This is a genomic window from Streptococcus sp. 1171_SSPC, from assembly GCF_001069335.1.
Lineage (GTDB): Bacteria > Bacillota > Bacilli > Lactobacillales > Streptococcaceae > Streptococcus > Streptococcus xiaochunlingii.
The window spans coordinates 1-17,820 of sequence record NZ_JWAK01000037.1 but is presented as its reverse complement, the minus strand read 5'-3'; the positions used below and the strand labels follow the sequence as shown (position 1 = coordinate 17,820).

Here is a 17,820-nt window from a genome sequence, read left to right as displayed (position 1 = left end):
TATGCTCTATCCAACACCTATCGCAAAATTAATTGAAAGTTATTCGAAGCTCCCTGGTATTGGGATCAAAACAGCAACTCGTCTGGCCTTTTATACCATCGGAATGAGTGATGACGATGTCAATGAGTTTGCCAAGAATCTCTTGTCAGCAAAGCGGGAATTAAGCTATTGTTCCATCTGTGGGAATCTAACAGATGAAGAAGAGTGTGCCATTTGTCGAGACGAGACGCGCGATCCATCGACCATCTTAGTGGTAGAAGATAGTCGAGATGTGTCAGCCATGGAGAATATTCAGGAGTACCACGGTCGCTACCATGTCCTTCATGGCTTGATTTCGCCCATGAATGGGGTCGGACCAGATGATATTAACCTCAAGTCCTTGATCACACGATTAATGGATCATGAGGTCCAAGAAGTAATTGTGGCGACCAATGCAACCGCGGATGGGGAAGCAACTTCTATGTATATCTCTCGCGTCCTCAAACCAGCTGGCATCAAAGTGACCCGCCTAGCACGTGGATTAGCTGTCGGAGCCGATATCGAATATGCGGACGAAGTGACCCTTCTTCGAGCTATTGAAAATCGAACCGAGTTATAAGCGGTTACAGAAACTGGAGGAACCCCTCCGGTTTTTTGTTTTTTAGGTGTTCTCTCTCGTTTTCTTTCTTTTTAAAGTGTGGTATACTAGAGGGACGAACTTGGTTGTGAGGAGTGCTTCTGACAAGTCAATCAGAAAGCACAAAATTAAAAAAAGGATTAGGACCAAACAATGGCAAAAGAAAAAATTGTACTTCTTTATGGTGGCCGTAGCGCAGAGCGCGAAGTGTCTGTACTTTCAGCTGAAAGCGTCATGCGGGCGATTAATTATGACAAGTATTCTGTTGAGACCTATTTCATTACTCAGGCGGGAGACTTCATCAAGACCCAAACCTTTGAAGAGAAGCCTGCTGAAACAGAACGCTTGATGACCAACGAGACCATTGATTGGGAAGCTAAAGTATCTCCGAGCAGTATCTACCAAGAAGGAGCGGTTGTCTTTCCAGTCCTTCACGGACCAATGGGAGAAGATGGATCGGTTCAAGGTTTCCTAGAAGTCTTGAAACTTCCATATGTGGGATGTGATATCCTTTCTTCTAGTGTGGCGATGGACAAGATTACCACCAAACGGGTCCTAGAATCTGCAGGGATTCCACAAGTTCCTTATGTGGCTGTTCTTGAAGGAGATGACCTAGAAGCTAAAATTGCTTTAATAGAAACAGAATTGACCTATCCGGTCTTTACTAAGCCTTCTAATATGGGCTCTAGTGTCGGGATTTCAAAAGCAGAGAACCAGGCAGAACTTCGTCAATCTTTGGAATTGGCCTTTAAATATGATAGCCGTGTTCTGGTTGAGCAAGGGGTTGTGGCGCGCGAAATTGAAGTGGGGTTGTTGGGTAACTACGATGTCAAGAGCACCCTCCCTGGTGAGGTGGTCAAAGATGTAGCCTTCTATGACTACGAAGCCAAATATATCGATAATAAGATTACGATGGCGATTCCGGCTGAAATTCCTGCAGAAGTTGCTGCGACCATGCGTCAGAATGCCGAATTGGCCTTCCGTGCCATTGGTGGGAAAGGTCTCTCCCGTTGTGATTTCTTCTACACAGAGGATGAGGGCATCTACTTGAATGAGCTCAATACCATGCCTGGCTTTACCCAATGGTCTATGTATCCCTTGTTGTGGGACAACATGGGCTTGTCCTATCCTGATTTGATCGAGCGTTTGGTCGAGTTGGCAAAAGCAACTTTCGAAAAACGCGAAGCACACTTACTGTAAGAATCTGTTCCTAGCGGGAGTGGGAGATGAAGTCAACTCATAGAGGAGTCGCTTTTCTTCCTGCTCCCCCTTTTTAGAGGAGAATACCATGAATGTAACCTTGCACGAAGTAGCAGGTGTCCTGGCTGCTCGCAATGATATCAGTCAATTTGAAGATGTAGACTTTACCAAGCCTGAATTTGATAGCCGTTTGATTGGGCCTGGAGACCTTTTTGTCCCTCTTAAGGGGGCGCGTGATGGGCATGATTTCATCAAGACGGCCTTTGAAAATGGGGCTGTAGCGACCTTGTCTGAAAAAGAAGTAGAAGGCCACCCTTATTTGTTGGTAGATGATGTTCTAGCGGCCTTTCAAAAATTAGCCCAATATGTGTTGGAGAAGAGTCAAGTAGATGTCTTGGCGGTCACCGGTTCAAACGGTAAGACAACGACCAAAGATATGTTGGCTCAATTGCTGTCAACTACCTACAAAACCTATAAAACACAAGGGAACTACAATAACGAAATTGGCCTTCCTTATACGGTTCTCCATATGCCAGAAGGGACAGAGAAGCTTGTCCTTGAAATGGGGCAGGACCATCTGGGAGATATCCATCTTCTCTCAGAAATTGCGCATCCAAAGGCAGCAATCGTGACCCTTATTGGGGAAGCTCACCTGGAGTTTTTCAAAGATCGCAAAGAAATCGCTAAAGGAAAATTGCAAATTGCGGATGGGATGCCAGCTGGTGGCTTGCTTCTAGTGCCGGCCGATCCCATTGTCGAGGATTTTTTACCGAGCCAACAAGAGCTTGTGCGCTTTGGTGAAGGAGCAGACATCAGCATTACCAAGTTGGAGGAACGCAAGGACAGCCTAACCTTTGAAGCGAACTTCTTATCAGATGCTGTTGACTTACCTGTCACAGGTAAATACAATGCGACCAATGCCATGATTGCGGCCTATGTTGCCTTGAAAGAAGGAATCAGTGAAGAAGCCATCCGTGCAAGCTTTAAAGGCCTAGAACTTACTAAGAACCGCACAGAATGGAAGAAGGCAGGTAACGGAGCGGATATCCTATCCGATGTCTACAATGCCAATCCGACGGCTATGCGCTTAATTTTAGAAACCTTCTCGACTATTCCTGCCAATTCAAATGGCCGCAAGCTAGCGGTCTTGGCAGATATGAAAGAACTCGGGGAGCAATCCATTGATCTGCACAACCAAATGATTCTCAGCCTGTCACCGGATGTCTTGGATACCGTTATTTTCTACGGTCAAGACATTGCGGGCTTGGCTCAATTAGCGAGCCAGATGTTCCCACTCGGACATGTCTATTATTTCAAAAAGACCGCTGAGGAAGACCAGTTTGAGGACCTGGTCAAACAAGTCAAGGAAAGCTTAAAAGAGCTGGACCAAATCCTCATCAAGGGAAGCAATTCTATGAATCTAGCCAAATTGGTAGAGGAGTTGGAGAATGGCGAGTAATAATGTGCTAAAGAACATTCAGCGCTTGATTTCAATCACCAACACAGGCTTAGCGTTCTCAAAAGATCCATTTGATCAAGAGCGCTATCAGGATATTCGTGACATTTTACAGGATCTCGTCAGAGAAGCGACTGATTTGAATTCACAAGAATTATCGGATTTGTTTCGACCGACAAACTATTATGACACCCCCTTAATTGATGTTAGGGCTTGGATTGTCAAAGATGGAAAACTTTGTCTGGTGAAAGGTCAGGGAGAAGAGACCTGGGCTTTGCCGGGTGGTTTTGGTGAGGTTGGCTATTCTCCTAAAGAAAATATTTTAAAGGAAATCCAAGAAGAAACGGGCTATGTAGCACGTGTCAATCGGTTGTTGGCAGTATTTGATACCAATCGCTACCAATTGCAAAGTCGCCAATATGTGAAATTGGTATTTGAATGTGAATTGCTGGATGGAAGTTTTCAACAGAATCAGGAAATTTCCGACCTTGCCTTTTTTGAGAGAGAAAAAATACCTGCTCTTTCTACCAAGCGCAATACAGAAGAACAATTGAACTTCCTTTGGGAGGTCTATGATGGGAAACGAGATTTGTATTGTGATTAAAAACGATCTATAAATTAAAGGAATGTGAAAATGACACTTTGGGATTTATTGTTTACAAACCAAAAATCAGCCCCGCCTGGGTTTGGTCTCTGGTATTTCATTCTGCCGGCCTCTTTGTTGGTGGTTGGTTACTTTTCCATCAGATATGCACAGTCCAAAAGCTACCAACGCTTTTGGTATTGGGCACAGTTGATCCAAGTCCTGACCATCAATGCTTGGTATATTCTCGCCCACATGCCTTTGACGGATAATTTGCCTTTTTATCATTGCCGCTTGGCCATGTTGGTGATTCTCTTTGCCCCTAAAGGGACCTATATCAAGCAATATTTTGCTCTCTTGGGAGTTTTAGGATCGATTGCGGCCTTGGTGTATCCGGCCTTTGATCCTTTCCCATTCCCTCATATCACTGTGTTGAATCTGATTTTTAGTCACTGGGCCTTGCTTGCCAATAGTTTGATTTACCTACAGGATCATTATCAATCTGAAAAACAAGACAGCTTGAGAATTTTCAAGATCACTTTTGGCATGAATGCCTTGATTTTCTTGATAAATGTTTTGACGAAAGGAGATTATGGCTTCTTACGGCGTCCACCAATCATTGGCGACCACGGTGCTCTCTTAAACTACCTCTTGGTTAGCTTTGTGATGGTGGCTGGAATTTTCTTAGTCAACCAACGTTATAAGTACAAATACAAGATGGTTGAAGAGACTGTCGGTTCGCATTCGGAATAGAAATTAGATGAGCTGAGGTAAGGAAGACATGACTCTTTGGGATTTATTTTTCACCAGTCAACCAACGGCTCCTCCTCAATTGGGGGCTTGGTATTTCTTGTTGCCGACATCATTGGTAGTGGTGGGTCTTCTGTCTATTCGATTTGCCTCTTCCAAAGGCTATCAAAACTTTTGGTATTGGGGGCAGTTGATCCAGTTGCTGATTATCAACGCTTGGTATATTGCAGCATGCTTGCCTTTTTCAGAGAGCCTACCCTTCTATCATAGCCGGATGGCCATGTGGATCATTCTCTTGGCTCCTAAGGGAAGTTTCAAGCAGTATTTTGCCCTGATAGGAGTCTTTGGCTCTATCATGGCTTTGGTTCATCCCGTCTTTTATCCCTATCCTTTTCCTCACGTATCCTCGATCAACAATGTCTTTGGGCACTGGGCCCTCTTGGCCAATTGCTTGATCTATCTGGTTCAATCCTACCAGGTGGAAGCAAGGGATGCCTGGAAAATCTGTCAGATGACTTTTGGGGTTAATGCTATTATTCAGCTCGCTAATCTTGTAACAGGTGGAAATTATGGCTTTATGCGTCGCCCTCCTGTACTTGGTGATCATGGACTTGTGCTCAACTATTTGATCGTGACCATCCTGATGACAGGAACCCTTATCCTGATCAATGTGATCGTTAAGTCCAGTAAGAAAAAGAACATCTGAATCCGCTTAATAAGGAGATCGTATGCATCATTTTTTCACAACTGAATCCACTGCACCACCTGTTATCCCGCTCCTTTGGTATGGGGTCATGGTTCTTTTAATCCTAATGGCAGTTTGGGCTTCATTACGTTACTATCAAAATGAACAATTTCGAAAAATCTTTCGAAACTTACAAATATTTCAATTGATCTGTCTCTATATCTGGTATTTTGCTTTTCAACTTCCCTGGTCCAATAGTTTACCCTTGTACCATTGCCGTTTGGCCATGTTTGCTGTCTTGTTGTTGCCAGACCGATGGAAGAGCAAGCAGTTCTTTGCCTTGATGGGAGTCAGTGGGGCGATCTTTGCCTTGGGTTATCCGGTCTTTGATCCCTATACCTTCCCTCATATTACGAGCTTTTCTTTTCTCTTAGGGCATTACTGTCTCTTGGTTAATTCCTTGATTTATCTCTTGAGATGCTATGATTCGAGCCTCTTAAAAAATCGAGAAATTGTTCTTTATACCTTCTTCCTTGATATGTTTCTAGTTGGTGTCAACCAAGTCACTGGAGGAAATTATGGACTTATGGCCCGACCACCGATTATCAAAGGGGACAGCCTCCTGGTGAATTATGTCGTGGTTTCCAGCATCCTAGCAGCAGCCTTGCTTCTCTTTAATGTATTTTTCAGTCGCAGAAGAGAGCGGGTTAAAGTAAGTAATTCAATATAATTGAAGAAGACTAGAATCGTATGATTTTAGTCTTCCTTTTTGATTTCAAAGAAGAATCATCGTTGAAAAAAGTGCCTATTTTCGCTATAATAGGACAGATAGAGAAATTGAGGAGAAATCCGATGTAGAGATGAATTTGTAAACTTGTCAGAAAATAAGAAGAGAAAGAAATAGGAACATGAACGTACAAGAAGAAATTAAAAAACGCCGTACCTTTGCCATCATCTCCCACCCGGATGCTGGTAAAACGACGATTACAGAGCAGTTGCTCTACTTTGGGGGAGAGATTCGGGAAGCTGGTACTGTAAAAGGAAAGAAAACAGGAAACTTTGCCAAGTCTGACTGGATGGATATCGAGAAGCAACGTGGGATTTCGGTAACCTCATCTGTCATGCAGTTTGACTACGATGGGAAACGGGTCAACATCCTTGATACACCGGGGCACGAGGACTTTTCAGAAGATACTTATCGGACCTTGATGGCAGTGGATGCTGCGGTCATGGTGGTGGACTCTGCCAAGGGTATCGAGGCTCAAACCAAGAAATTATTTGAGGTTGTCAAACACCGTGGCATTCCAGTCTTTACCTTTATGAACAAGCTGGACCGTGATGGTCGCGAGCCACTGGACCTCTTGCAAGAATTGGAAGAGATCTTGGGCATCGCAAGTTACCCGATGAACTGGCCGATTGGGATGGGGAAAGCCTTTGAGGGACTCTATGACCTTTATAACCAACGTTTGGAACTCTATAAAGGAGACGAACGCTTTGCGAGTCTAGAAGACGGAGACAAGCTTTTTGCTAACAATCCATTCTTTGAGCAAGTGAAAGATGACATCGAACTCTTGCAAGAAGCTGGAAATGAATTCTCAGAAGAAGCCATCCTTGCGGGTGAATTAACACCAGTCTTCTTCGGATCAGCTTTGACGAACTTTGGGGTACAAACTTTCTTAGAAACTTTCCTCAAGTTTGCTCCAGAACCACATGGCCACAAGAAGACTGACGGAGAGCTTGTTGATCCATATGACAAGGATTTCTCAGGCTTTGTCTTTAAAATCCAAGCCAATATGGACCCTCGTCACCGTGACCGCATCGCCTTTGTCCGTATTGTATCGGGTGAATTTGAGCGTGGTATGAGTGTTAACCTTCCTCGTACTGGTAAGGGCGCTAAGCTTTCTAACGTCACTCAGTTTATGGCCGAAAGCCGTGAGAATGTGACCAATGCCGTAGCAGGAGACATCATAGGGGTTTACGATACTGGTACTTATCAGGTTGGAGACACGCTGACAGTTGGCAAAAACAAGTTCGAATTTGAACCACTTCCAACCTTTACCCCTGAAATCTTCATGAAGGTATCTGCTAAGAATGTCATGAAGCAAAAATCCTTCCACAAAGGGATTGAGCAATTGGTGCAAGAAGGGGCCATCCAGCTCTATACCAACTACCAAACAGGTGAATACATGTTAGGTGCTGTCGGGCAACTCCAGTTTGAAGTCTTTAAGCACCGCATGGAAAATGAGTACAATGCAGAAGTGGTCATGACCCCAATGGGTAAAAAGACCGTTCGCTGGATCAAACCAGAAGACTTAGACGAACGCATGTCTTCAAGCCGGAACATCTTGGCCAAAGACCGCTTTGACCAGCCTGTCTTCCTCTTTGAAAACGACTTTGCCCTCCGTTGGTTTGCGGACAAGTATCCAGATGTGGAGTTGGAAGAAAAGATGTAACTCAGCACCAATAATCGGAACTAAAGTCCCTAATTGTTGGACGCTAGCCACTCTTTAGGCTTACTTTGGGAATAGAATATATAAACCGAAAAAACCAGCTCAAGCGAGCTGGCTTTTTATTGTTCTGTAATAAGGAGTCTTCCCAAAAATTCTTGTAGTATAAAGAAGACAATGAGGCTAGCAATGGTTTCCCCTAAGAAGGACGAGCTATTCACAACAAGAGAATAAATGTAGGCACTTTGGCCAGCTGGAGCATAGCTTCCCCAGAAGATGACCCCTGCAATGTAGTGAATGAGGTAGCGTGCAAAACCACCCAAGACGACTCCGGCAGTAATATATGTGAGTGTCTGAACTCGTTTTTTATCTCTGATAGCCTTATCAAGGGAAGGTTTGACAATTCCACTCAGACCAATCAAGCTGAAGGCTACAAAATACTCTAAGAAACCTTGGATTGGAGTCAACCAACCACCAGCTGCTTCCCCCGTTACGACTTGCAAGAGTCCCCAGATGAATCCCCCCATGGCACCAGCCTTGACGCCCCAGCGGAAACTAAGGAGAAAGATAGGAACCATTTTAAAGGATAGAGAAATCCAAGGACCTAAGGACATGGGTTGAGTAACCAAATCCAAAATATAAGCAATGGTCGCTAAGAGAGCGACCTCAATCATTGGTCGAACCGTAGTTTTCGACATAAAAAAACCTCCTATACCAATCGTTTTGATTGGCTCATTTGTTGCCACACCAAAACGACGTCATAGAAGTTCTCTATTTCATTCTGTTTTGAGACACATCCCTACGCAGGTCCTAACCTGATCAGGTGGTAAGAGTTTAGGCAGTAACGAACACCTCTGGTATCCAAGCTAGCCAATCTCAGCAATTGCTCCTCTTGTGACTCTTACATTATACTATCTAAAAAAACTTCCTGCAACTTTTTAACTCGCAAAAAATATGGTATAGTTATAAAGATAGAAAATGTACAAATTGTGGAGGAAATAATCATGGGTATTTTTGCAGGTTTGATGGGCAATGCTTCTCAAAAAGACGTCGATAAGGTTGAAAAAGATTTAGGGGATATCCTAGTTCCAGGTGAGCAGGTAACCTTGGCTTTTAGCTTGATTCGTGACTTGATTGTCTTTACTGAGTACCGTCTCATTTTGGTGGACAAGCAAGGAATGACAGGGAAGAAAACATCTTATAAATCTCTTCCATATCGTTCTATTTCGCGTTTTTCAGTAGAAACATCTGGTCATTTTGATTTGGATGCTGAATTAAAAATTTGGGTTTCATCAGCTGTAGAACCATCAGAAACACTCCAATTTAAGAGTGATAATAGTGTCATCGAAATCCAGCAGGCTTTGGCAGCAGCTGTTTTGCGTTGATAAGTGAATGAGGACAGGACTCGTATAGTGATTTTGGATGATCGGTAGGAGCACTGGCAGATAAGGTAAAGAGGAAACGAAATGTTCGTTGAAAGAAAGTTAGGAGATGGCCGGAGTTGGATTAATATTGATTCTGACTTGATTGCGGAAACCTCCCAGTTGTATCAAAAGTATGATATCGATCAAGAAACCATTGAATATGCACTGGATAAAAATGAACGTGCTCATATGGATTATAATCGTGAAAATGGGACTGTGACCTTTATCTATAATGTATTGGATATGGAAAAGGAAAAGGAGTATTACGAAACCATTCCTATGACTTTTATTATTCAAGGGCCTCGACTAGTCACCATCAGTAACCGGGATAATGCCTATGTTATTGAAAAAATGGAGCGCTATGTCGATGCTCATGAAAGCTTATCTACCTTTAAACTTTTATTTGCTGGCCTCGAGATGATCAGCAATGCTTATTATCCGATTATTGAGCGTCTGGATAAACATAAGGACGAAATCAATCGTCTCTTGCGAAAAACTACGACCAGTAAGAACCTTTATGCTCTTTCGGACTTGGAAACGGGTATGGTCTATCTGGTATCTGCGGCCAAGCAAAATCGCATGTTGCTCGAACATATCAAGGCTCACCTGATCTATCGTCAATTAGATGATGTGGAAAAAGAACAGTTTGATGATGCCATGATTGAGGCCCGGCAGTTGGCCTCCATGACAGAGTTAAACTCTCAGGTCTTGCAGCAATTGTCTAGCTCCTACAATAATATTCTGAATAACAATCTGAATGATAATTTGACAACCTTGACCATCTTAGAAGCCCTCTTAGCGGTCTTAGCAGTTGTCACTGGTTTCTTTGGAATGAACGTTCCATTGCCCTTTACAAACGATCCCAATGCCTGGATTTATATTTCGATCGCTAGCTTCGTCTTGTGGTTGATTTTATCACGAATCTTGCGCTGGATTGCTCATAAACGATAAAAAAAGAGAGGTAGGGAAGAAATTCCTTACCTCTTTCGTATCTTGGTTATTTCAGAAAATTCTTCATTTTTAACTCTGCCTCCCCTAAGAAGAAGAGGCAGTTTTGATACAAGTGATCGACTGTACAAAATCTTCTTGGAAATAGTAGGAGTAGATTTAAAAGTACTGAGTGGATTATAAACAATTTATAATTGGATTGAATCGTTGAATCAGTTAAATGAATGAATCATTTTAATGATACTGAAATATCCTAGATACTAAATTCATTATACATATTTTTATTTTAAAAATCAAGGAAATAATCCCAAAATAAAAGGGGATTTTTTGTGAGTAAAAATTTTTAGAAAGCCTATTGTAACGCTGTTTTTGTGAGGTGCTTCAAATGAAAGAAGAGACTTTTCAGTCTTCTTTATTATTGCAAATTTAAAAAAGAAATAAATAAGGAGTTATACTAATGAACCAAAGTTGGAAAGAGTTCATTTGAAAGGGGTTACCCACTAAAAACTTTTCAACCTGTTTCGTTTTACTATCTTTTAACCCTGGTCTATGGTATACTAGATAAGTTGCAAAAAAGCAGTACTTTTCTTTAGTGGAAAAGAAGCAACACGGTCTTTCATGAAAACTGAAAGTACGTCATGACAAGAAAAGTATAAACTAAGCGCTATAGGATGGCTTCGCACCATCTTTAGAAAGAAGAAAAACATGAAATTTAATGAATTGAACTTATCTGCTGAATTGTTAGCAGAAGTTGATAAAGCAGGATTTGTAGAAGCAAGTCCTATTCAAGAACAAACTATTCCCTTGGCTCTTGAAGGAAAAGATGTTATCGGTCAAGCTCAGACTGGTACAGGGAAAACTGCAGCTTTTGGCTTGCCAACCCTTGAGAAGATCCATACAGAAGATCAGACCATTCAAGCTTTGGTCATCGCGCCAACTCGTGAACTAGCTGTGCAAAGTCAGGAAGAGCTTTTCCGCTTTGGTCGGAGCAAGGGAGTAAAAGTCCGTTCTGTTTATGGTGGTTCAAGTATCGAAAAACAAATCAAGGCTCTTAAATCAGGTGCTCATATCGTAGTTGGAACGCCTGGTCGTCTCCTAGACTTGATCAAACGCAAGGCCTTGAAATTACAAGACATTGAAACCCTCATCCTGGACGAAGCAGATGAGATGCTCAACATGGGCTTCTTGGAAGATATCGAAGCCATCATCTCACGTGTCCCAGAAAATCGTCAAACCTTACTCTTTTCAGCAACCATGCCTGAAGCTATCAAACGGATTGGTGTTCAGTTCATGAAAGACCCTGAGCATGTGAAGATTGCGGCTAAAGAGTTGACAACAGAATTGGTTGACCAGTACTATATCCGAGTTAAAGAACAAGAAAAATTTGACACCATGACTCGTCTCATGGACGTTGAGCAACCAGAACTTGCGATCGTATTTGGTCGTACCAAACGTCGTGTAGATGAATTGACTCGTGGTCTGAAGATCCGTGGCTTCCGCGCAGAAGGGATTCATGGAGACCTTGACCAAAACAAACGTCTTCGTGTCCTTCGTGATTTCAAAAATGGCAATCTGGATGTCCTCGTAGCAACAGACGTAGCGGCTCGTGGATTGGATATCTCAGGTGTAACCCATGTCTACAACTATGATATCCCACAAGACCCTGAGAGCTATGTTCACCGCATTGGCCGTACAGGTCGTGCTGGTAAGTCAGGTCAATCGATTACTTTCGTAGCACCAAATGAGATGGGCTACCTCCAAATCATTGAGAATTTGACCAAGAAACGCATGAAGGGCTTGAAACCTGCGACAGCAGAAGAAGCCTTCCAAGCTAAGAAACAGGTTGCACTCAAGAAAATTGAACGTGACTTTGCGGATGAAGCTATTCGAGGTAACTTCGACAAATTTGCAAAGGATGCTCGTAAATTGGCTGCAGAATTCAGCCCAGAAGAATTGGCCATGTACATCCTTAGCTTGACGGTTCAGGATCCAGATAGTCTTCCAGAAGTTGAAATTGCGCGTGAAAAACCATTACCATTCAAACCATCTGGTGGTGGATTTGGCGGAAAAGGCAAGTCTGGTCGCGGTGGACGCCGTGGTGATGACCGTCGAGATCGTGATCGCCGTGGCAATGGTCGTCGTGATGACTACCGAAAGGGTGGTCGTTCCAATGATCGTTTTGACAAAGAGAAGCGTTACCGTAAGGATCATAAAAAACCTCGCAATACGTCAAGCGAGAAGAAAACAGGCTTTGTGATTCGTAACAAAGGAGATAAATAAAAAATACAAGGGTAAACAGTTGTTTACCCTTGTATATTTATAAGGAGACCGAAATTCGTAAACAAAACGTTTGCTATCACTCTGTGGTAGCGTTACCAATTCTGTTAACATATTAAGAATACAACTTTTTATGAGCCCTGTCAACAGATTTGCTAAAAAAAATTTACTTTTTTTAAAAAAATGAACAAAAAGTTTAATTTATCTACAAAAATGATCAACAAAATAAGTGGTAAATATAGAAAAAATTGGACAAAATGTTTGTTTCTTATTGAAAATGATCACTATTATAGTATAATGAAAGCAGAAATAGGAAAGTAGGACGTCATATGAAAGAGAGTAGACATGTAGCAATCTTACAAGAGTTGGACAAAAACGAAGTAGTCTCTGTTAAGGATCTAAGCGATTTCTTGGGTGTAACCGATATGACTATTCGACGTGATTTGATGGACTTAGAGGAACAAGGATTGTTGGTTCGTGTTCATGGAGGGGCCCATCGAAAAATCAAGGATAGTCTAACAGAAGTCTCCCATACAGAAAAGAACATGTTGAACGTGGAAGAGAAAAGGGAAATTGCTCAAAAATGTGCGGCTTTGATCGATGAAGGCGATACAATTTTTATTGGAGCAGGGACCACCACAGATTTTATTGGCGATTATCTTGAAGGGAAACATGTCAGTATTGTAACCAATTCCCTACCTATTTTTGAAAAATTAAAAGATCAACCCAATTATGACATCATTTTAGTGGGAGGTCGATACAGGGTTAAGACACAGACCTTTGTAGGACAGTTTGCAAATAAGCTCTTAAAGGAAATTAAGGTTTCGAAAGCCTTTATTGGGGTAAATGGAATTGATGGTCATACAGCAATGACTGCAAACGAAGAAGAAGGAAACGGCAATAAAATTATTCTTAACAATGCCATTGAAAAGTATGTAGTAGCAGATAACAGTAAGTTTGATAGCTATTCTTTTTATGCTTTTTACCGTCTAGATGATTTAGATGCGGTGATTACCGATCATTCTATCTCTAAAAAAGTACGAGAAAAATACAATTCTTATACAAAAATTTTGTAAAAATTAGAAAATAAACAGCTAAAAGACCAGGATTCAAGCAGATTCTGGTCTTTTTTATATCCTTTAATAGGGGAGGGGTTATAAATAAATCTATAAAAAACAAACAAAAAAGAACAAAAAATTACATATTGTAATTGACAGCGCATTCATATAGTGATATACTTATCATGTAATTAAAAGATATTTTAAAAGTGGAAGGGGTGAAAAGATGGGATTAAATCAACTGTTTAATCGGGAATTAGTCTTTTGCCTAGATGTTGCGAATCAAGAGGAATTGTTTGACCAAGTTGCAACTTTATTGGAAGAACGTCAGATTGTGACAGATTCTTATCGAGCTGCATTAAAAGAAAGAGAGAAATCGTTCCCTACTGGTTTAGATATGGAATTTCTAGGAAAGGATCTTCCGAATGTAGCGATTCCTCATACGGATATCATCCATAACCTGACAGAGAATATTGTAGTTGTTCGATTGAAAAATCCGGTAACCTTCCACAATATGATCGCACCTGATAAAGAAGTAGAAGTTTCTCTTTTATTCTTCATCATTAACAATTCTAGTTCCAGCCAAACAAACATTTTGGCGCATTTGATGGATTTCTTTACGACAAATGGAAATCTTGAAAACATGTCGAAATTGGAAACTGAAGAAGACTTATATCGCTATATCACAGAAGCGATTGCTTAATAGTAACAATTAAATATATTTATAATGGAGGTCATTCAAATGATTAAAATTTTAGCTGCCTGTGGTGCAGGGGTTAACTCAAGCCACCAAATTAAAAGTGCTCTAGAAGAAGAGCTTTCAAACCGTGGATATGATGTACAATGTGATGCGGTAATGGTAAAAGATGTCAATGAAGACTTGATTAAAGGTTATGATATCTTTACACCAATCGCTGCAACAGATTTAGGCTTTGATCCTGGTATTCCAGTAGTTGAAGCTGGTCCAATCTTGTTCCGTATCCCAGCTATGAGCGCTCCGGTATATGACAATATTGAAGCAGCCATCAAAGAACACGGCTTAAGCTAATTTGTTCATCTGTATTTTGTAAGTGGTTCCTATGCTGGGAACTGCTGACATTCTTAATTTTGTAAAATATAAAAATATAAATCGGGAGGATTTATTATGAATGGCATTATCGATTTTGCCAATAAGTTTTTCAAACCCATTCTAGATATGGGTGCACCGATCATCATGTTGATCGTCCTAACTCTATTGGCACTTTTGTTTGGAGTGAAATTCTCCAAAGCGCTTGAAGGTGGTATTAAACTTGCCATCGCTCTTACTGGTATCGGTGCAATCATCGGTATGTTGAATGGAGCTTTCTCAGCGTCTCTTGCAAAATTCGTTGAGAACACTGGTATTCAATTGAATATCACAGACGTAGGTTGGGCGCCACTTGCAACCATCACTTGGGGGTCTGCCTGGACACTTTACTTCTTGCTAGTTATGTTGGTTGTCAATGTTGCTATGCTAGCTTTGAAGAAAACAGATACACTTGATGTCGATATCTTCGATATCTGGCACTTGTCTATCACAGGTCTTTTGATTAAATGGTATGCTGATAAAAATGGAGTTAGCGCAGGAGTTTCTCTCTTCGTTGCCACTTTAGCAGTAGTCCTCGTAGGGATTATGAAGATCATCAACTCAGATTTGATGAAACCAACATTTGATGACTTGTTGAATGCACCTAGTTCTTCACCAATGACATCAACTCACATGAACTACATGATGAACCCAATCATCATGGTCTTGGATAAAATCTTTGATAAATTCTTCCCAGGTCTTGATAAATACGACTTCGACGCAGCAAAATTGAACAAGAAGATCGGTTTCTGGGGATCTAAATTCTTTATCGGTTTCCTTCTTGGTATTGTCATCGGTATCATGGGTACTCCACATCCAGTTGCTGATGTAGCTGATGCTAAAACTTGGGAATTGGTTATTAAAGGTTGGTTGAGCCTTGGTTTGACTGCCGGTGTCTGCTTGGAATTGTTCTCATTGATCGGTTCTTGGTTCATCGCAGCGGTAGAACCATTGTCACAAGGTATTACAAACGTTGCTACTAAACGTCTTCAAGGACGTAAATTCAACATCGGTTTGGACTGGCCATTTATCGCTGGTCGTGCTGAAATCTGGGCTTGTGCGAACGTACTTGCACCAATCATGTTGATCGAAGCAGTGCTTCTTTCTAAAGTCGGAAATGGTATCTTGCCACTTGCAGGGATCATCGCTATGGGTGTGACTCCAGCCTTGTTGGTTGTAACACGTGGTAAATTGATCCGTATGATCGTATTTGGAACACTCTTGTTGCCACTCTTCCTTCTTTCAGGTACTCTTATCGCACCATTTGCAACAGTATTGGCGAAAAGTGTCAATGCCTTCCCAGAAGGAGTTGATAAAGCTCAATTGATCACTCACTCAACTCTTGAAGGACCAGTTGAAAAACTTCTTGGTTGGACTATTGGTAACGCAACTACAGGAGACATCAAAGCTATTGTTGGTGTTGTTGCCTTCTTAGCATTCTACGTTGGAATCTTTGCATGGTACAGAAAACAAATGATCAAACGTAACGAAGAATACGCAGCAAATGCAAAATAATCCGCTCCTAAATATGTAACTTGATAAAACTAGGGTATCAATTTTCCAGACATGGAGGGGTAGCCTAGTTTTTTCTCTAAAATAACATGCTAAGGAGTGAAATATGAGGATAGCTTTAAAAAATAATGATCTGGAAGTTTGTTTCAAGGAGTTAGGTGGTGAGCTGACCTCTATCAAGGATCAGGAAGGTATCGAATATCTTTGGCAGGGTGATACTCAGTATTGGAGTGGCCAAGCCCCAGTTCTCTTTCCTATCTGTGGTTCGGTTCGAAATGATACAACCATGTATCGCCCTCAAGGTGTGGGGAAGATCCCTCGCCACGGGCTGGTTCGCAAGAAAAACTTTGAGCTGGTAGAGCAAACAGAAGATCAGGTGACTTTTGGGATAGAAGATACGGAAGAAATGTATCAGCAATATCCCTATCATTTCAGATTAGAAATTTCCTATCAATTGCTAGGTAAGAAGATTCAAGTAACCTATCGGGTTCACCATCTTGGTGAAGAAGGAGTCATGCCCTTTTTCGTTGGTGGCCATCCAGGATTTAATTGTCCGTTACTGGTGGCTGAAGGGTTTGAAGATTACTACTTAGAGTTCGAACAAGAAGAGACCTGTAGTATTCCAAAATCCTATCCAGAGACAGGCTTGCTAAACGTCTTTGATCGGACACCTTTCTTACAGAGAGAAAAAATCCTAAATCTCGATTACGATCTCTTCCAAAAGGATGCCATCACCTTAGATTGTTTACAATCAAGAAGGGTGACCCTTCGCTCTAAAAAGCACGAAAAAGGAGTAAGCCTTCATTTTCCAGATTTTTCAAACTTGATCATCTGGACAACACCAAATAAAGGACCTTTTATCGCTTTAGAGCCTTGGTCTGGTTTATCCACTTCCCTTGAAGAGAGTGATTATTTGGAATATAAAAAGCAAGTTCGTCTCTTGCCAGCAGGTCAAACAGCTGAACTAAGTTTTGAAATCGAAATTTTATAGATAATAATGTTGTTGAATATAGAAGTTTCTGTATTTGATTGAAAAATGAATTAAAAGAAGGAGCATAATATGTCAGTTATTATTGGTGCGGATGCAGCAGGTATCCGCTTAAAAGAAGTAGTCAAAGAATATTTGGAAGCAGAAGGTTTCCAAGTGGTGGATGTTACAGAAGAAGGGCAAGACTTTGTTGATGTGACCTTGGCTGTCGCTAAAGAAGTCAAACAAGCAGAAGACAATCTTGGTATCGTCATTGATGCCTATGGTGCTGGTCCATTCATGGTCGCTACTAAAATTAAAGGAATGGTTGCGGCAGAAGTTTCAGATGAGCGTTCTGCCTACATGACTCGTGGCCACAACAATTCTCGCATGATCACCATGGGCGCTCAAATCGTGGGTGAGCAATTGGCCAAAAATATCGCCAAAGGTTTTGTAAACGGTAAGTATGACGGCGGTCGCCACCAAATCCGTGTCGATATGCTCAACAAGATGTGCTAAGGGGAGGAGTAAACGAATGAAAATTGCAATTGGATGTGACCATATTGTCACAAATGAAAAAATGGCTGTTTCTGAATTTTTGAAATCAAAAGGTTATGAAGTCCTTGACTTCGGAACCTATGACCATGCGCGTACCCACTACCCAATTTTTGGGAAAAAAGTCGGTGAAGCAGTCGCTAGTGGTCAAGCTGATCTTGGAGTATGTATCTGTGGTACTGGTGTTGGAATTAACAACGCTGTTAACAAGGTTCCTGGAATTCGTTCAGCCTTGGT

19 protein-coding genes and 1 riboswitch are annotated in these 17,820 nt (G+C 41.5%); of the genes, 18 read left to right on the top strand and 1 reads right to left on the bottom strand.

The window, feature by feature from the left end; translation table 11 throughout:
- Position 1 precedes the first annotated feature (1 nt).
- From recR to ADF75_RS07630, 8 genes are all read left to right on the top strand, one after another.
- Positions 2 to 598, top strand: coding sequence for a recombination mediator RecR (gene recR / locus ADF75_RS07665; RefSeq protein WP_006596694.1), 597 nt, complete (start codon positions 2 to 4; stop codon positions 596 to 598).
- A gap of 171 nt (positions 599 to 769) precedes the next feature.
- On the top strand, positions 770 to 1,816 hold the full coding sequence (locus ADF75_RS07660) for a D-alanine--D-alanine ligase (RefSeq protein ID WP_048789698.1): 1,047 nt from the start codon (positions 770 to 772) through the stop codon (positions 1,814 to 1,816).
- A gap of 88 nt (positions 1,817 to 1,904) precedes the next feature.
- Positions 1,905 to 3,275 carry a UDP-N-acetylmuramoyl-tripeptide--D-alanyl-D-alanine ligase gene (locus tag ADF75_RS07655; protein ID WP_048789697.1) on the top strand — a complete coding sequence of 457 codons (1,371 nt, stop codon included), beginning with the start codon at positions 1,905 to 1,907 and terminating at the stop codon, positions 3,273 to 3,275.
- Entirely contained in the window at positions 3,265 to 3,876 is a 612-nt protein-coding gene (locus tag ADF75_RS07650; RefSeq protein ID WP_048789696.1) for an NUDIX hydrolase, read from the top strand. The genes ADF75_RS07655 and ADF75_RS07650 overlap by 11 nt, the downstream gene beginning before the upstream one ends.
- 30 nt (positions 3,877 to 3,906) lie before the next feature.
- Positions 3,907 to 4,608 carry a YwaF family protein gene (locus ADF75_RS07645; protein ID WP_048789695.1) on the top strand — a complete coding sequence of 234 codons (702 nt, stop codon included), beginning with the start codon at positions 3,907 to 3,909 and terminating at the stop codon, positions 4,606 to 4,608.
- Between the two features lie 28 nt (positions 4,609 to 4,636).
- Complete coding sequence (locus tag ADF75_RS07640; protein ID WP_048789694.1) at positions 4,637 to 5,311, top strand: YwaF family protein; 675 nt, start codon at positions 4,637 to 4,639, stop codon at positions 5,309 to 5,311.
- 22 nt (positions 5,312 to 5,333) lie between these two features.
- Positions 5,334 to 6,020 (top strand): TIGR02206 family membrane protein, encoded by a 687-nt coding sequence (locus ADF75_RS07635; protein ID WP_048789693.1) that lies wholly within the window; start codon positions 5,334 to 5,336, stop codon positions 6,018 to 6,020.
- Between the two features lie 178 nt (positions 6,021 to 6,198).
- Entirely contained in the window at positions 6,199 to 7,743 is a 1,545-nt protein-coding gene (locus ADF75_RS07630) for a peptide chain release factor 3 (protein ID WP_048789692.1), read from the top strand.
- A 116-nt stretch (positions 7,744 to 7,859) separates the two neighbouring features.
- Here the strand turns inward: ADF75_RS07630 and thiT are convergent, their stop codons facing one another.
- Positions 7,860 to 8,435 (bottom strand): energy-coupled thiamine transporter ThiT, encoded by a 576-nt coding sequence (thiT, locus tag ADF75_RS07625; RefSeq protein ID WP_048789691.1) that lies wholly within the window; start codon positions 8,433 to 8,435, stop codon positions 7,860 to 7,862.
- Positions 8,436 to 8,516: 81 nt separating this feature from the next.
- A riboswitch (TPP riboswitch) is annotated at positions 8,517 to 8,640 on the bottom strand.
- A 101-nt stretch (positions 8,641 to 8,741) separates the two neighbouring features.
- On the opposite strand from thiT, the gene ADF75_RS07620 reads away from it, so the two are divergent.
- The 10 genes from ADF75_RS07620 to ADF75_RS07575 all read left to right on the top strand — a co-directional run.
- The gene (locus ADF75_RS07620; protein WP_006596927.1) at positions 8,742 to 9,122 is read left to right on the top strand and encodes a PH domain-containing protein; all 381 of its coding nucleotides are present in this window, start codon (positions 8,742 to 8,744) and stop codon (positions 9,120 to 9,122) included.
- An 81-nt stretch (positions 9,123 to 9,203) separates the two neighbouring features.
- Positions 9,204 to 10,112, top strand: a complete 909-nt coding sequence (locus tag ADF75_RS07615; RefSeq protein ID WP_048789690.1) for a magnesium transporter CorA family protein — start codon at positions 9,204 to 9,206, stop codon at positions 10,110 to 10,112.
- A gap of 702 nt (positions 10,113 to 10,814) precedes the next feature.
- Positions 10,815 to 12,389 (top strand): DEAD/DEAH box helicase, encoded by a 1,575-nt coding sequence (locus ADF75_RS07610; protein ID WP_048789689.1) that lies wholly within the window; start codon positions 10,815 to 10,817, stop codon positions 12,387 to 12,389.
- Between the two features lie 326 nt (positions 12,390 to 12,715).
- Positions 12,716 to 13,462: a DeoR/GlpR family DNA-binding transcription regulator gene (locus ADF75_RS07605; protein ID WP_048789688.1), complete on the top strand. Its 747-nt coding sequence runs from the start codon at positions 12,716 to 12,718 to the stop codon at positions 13,460 to 13,462.
- A gap of 208 nt (positions 13,463 to 13,670) precedes the next feature.
- Positions 13,671 to 14,147, top strand: coding sequence for a PTS sugar transporter subunit IIA (locus ADF75_RS07600; protein WP_048689142.1), 477 nt, complete (start codon positions 13,671 to 13,673; stop codon positions 14,145 to 14,147).
- Between the two features lie 39 nt (positions 14,148 to 14,186).
- Entirely contained in the window at positions 14,187 to 14,492 is a 306-nt protein-coding gene (locus ADF75_RS07595) for a PTS sugar transporter subunit IIB (protein WP_006148587.1), read from the top strand.
- A 96-nt stretch (positions 14,493 to 14,588) separates the two neighbouring features.
- Complete coding sequence (locus tag ADF75_RS07590) at positions 14,589 to 16,064, top strand: PTS galactitol transporter subunit IIC (RefSeq protein ID WP_048789687.1); 1,476 nt, start codon at positions 14,589 to 14,591, stop codon at positions 16,062 to 16,064.
- A gap of 103 nt (positions 16,065 to 16,167) precedes the next feature.
- Positions 16,168 to 17,052, top strand: coding sequence for an aldose 1-epimerase family protein (locus tag ADF75_RS07585; protein ID WP_048789686.1), 885 nt, complete (start codon positions 16,168 to 16,170; stop codon positions 17,050 to 17,052).
- Between the two features lie 69 nt (positions 17,053 to 17,121).
- A complete protein-coding gene (gene lacA, locus ADF75_RS07580) occupies positions 17,122 to 17,547 on the top strand; it encodes a galactose-6-phosphate isomerase subunit LacA (RefSeq protein ID WP_048789685.1) in 426 nt (141 codons plus the stop codon).
- 16 nt (positions 17,548 to 17,563) lie between these two features.
- Positions 17,564 to 17,820: RpiB/LacA/LacB family sugar-phosphate isomerase (locus ADF75_RS07575; RefSeq protein WP_048789769.1), on the top strand; the 257-nt coding region annotated here is incomplete at its 3' end.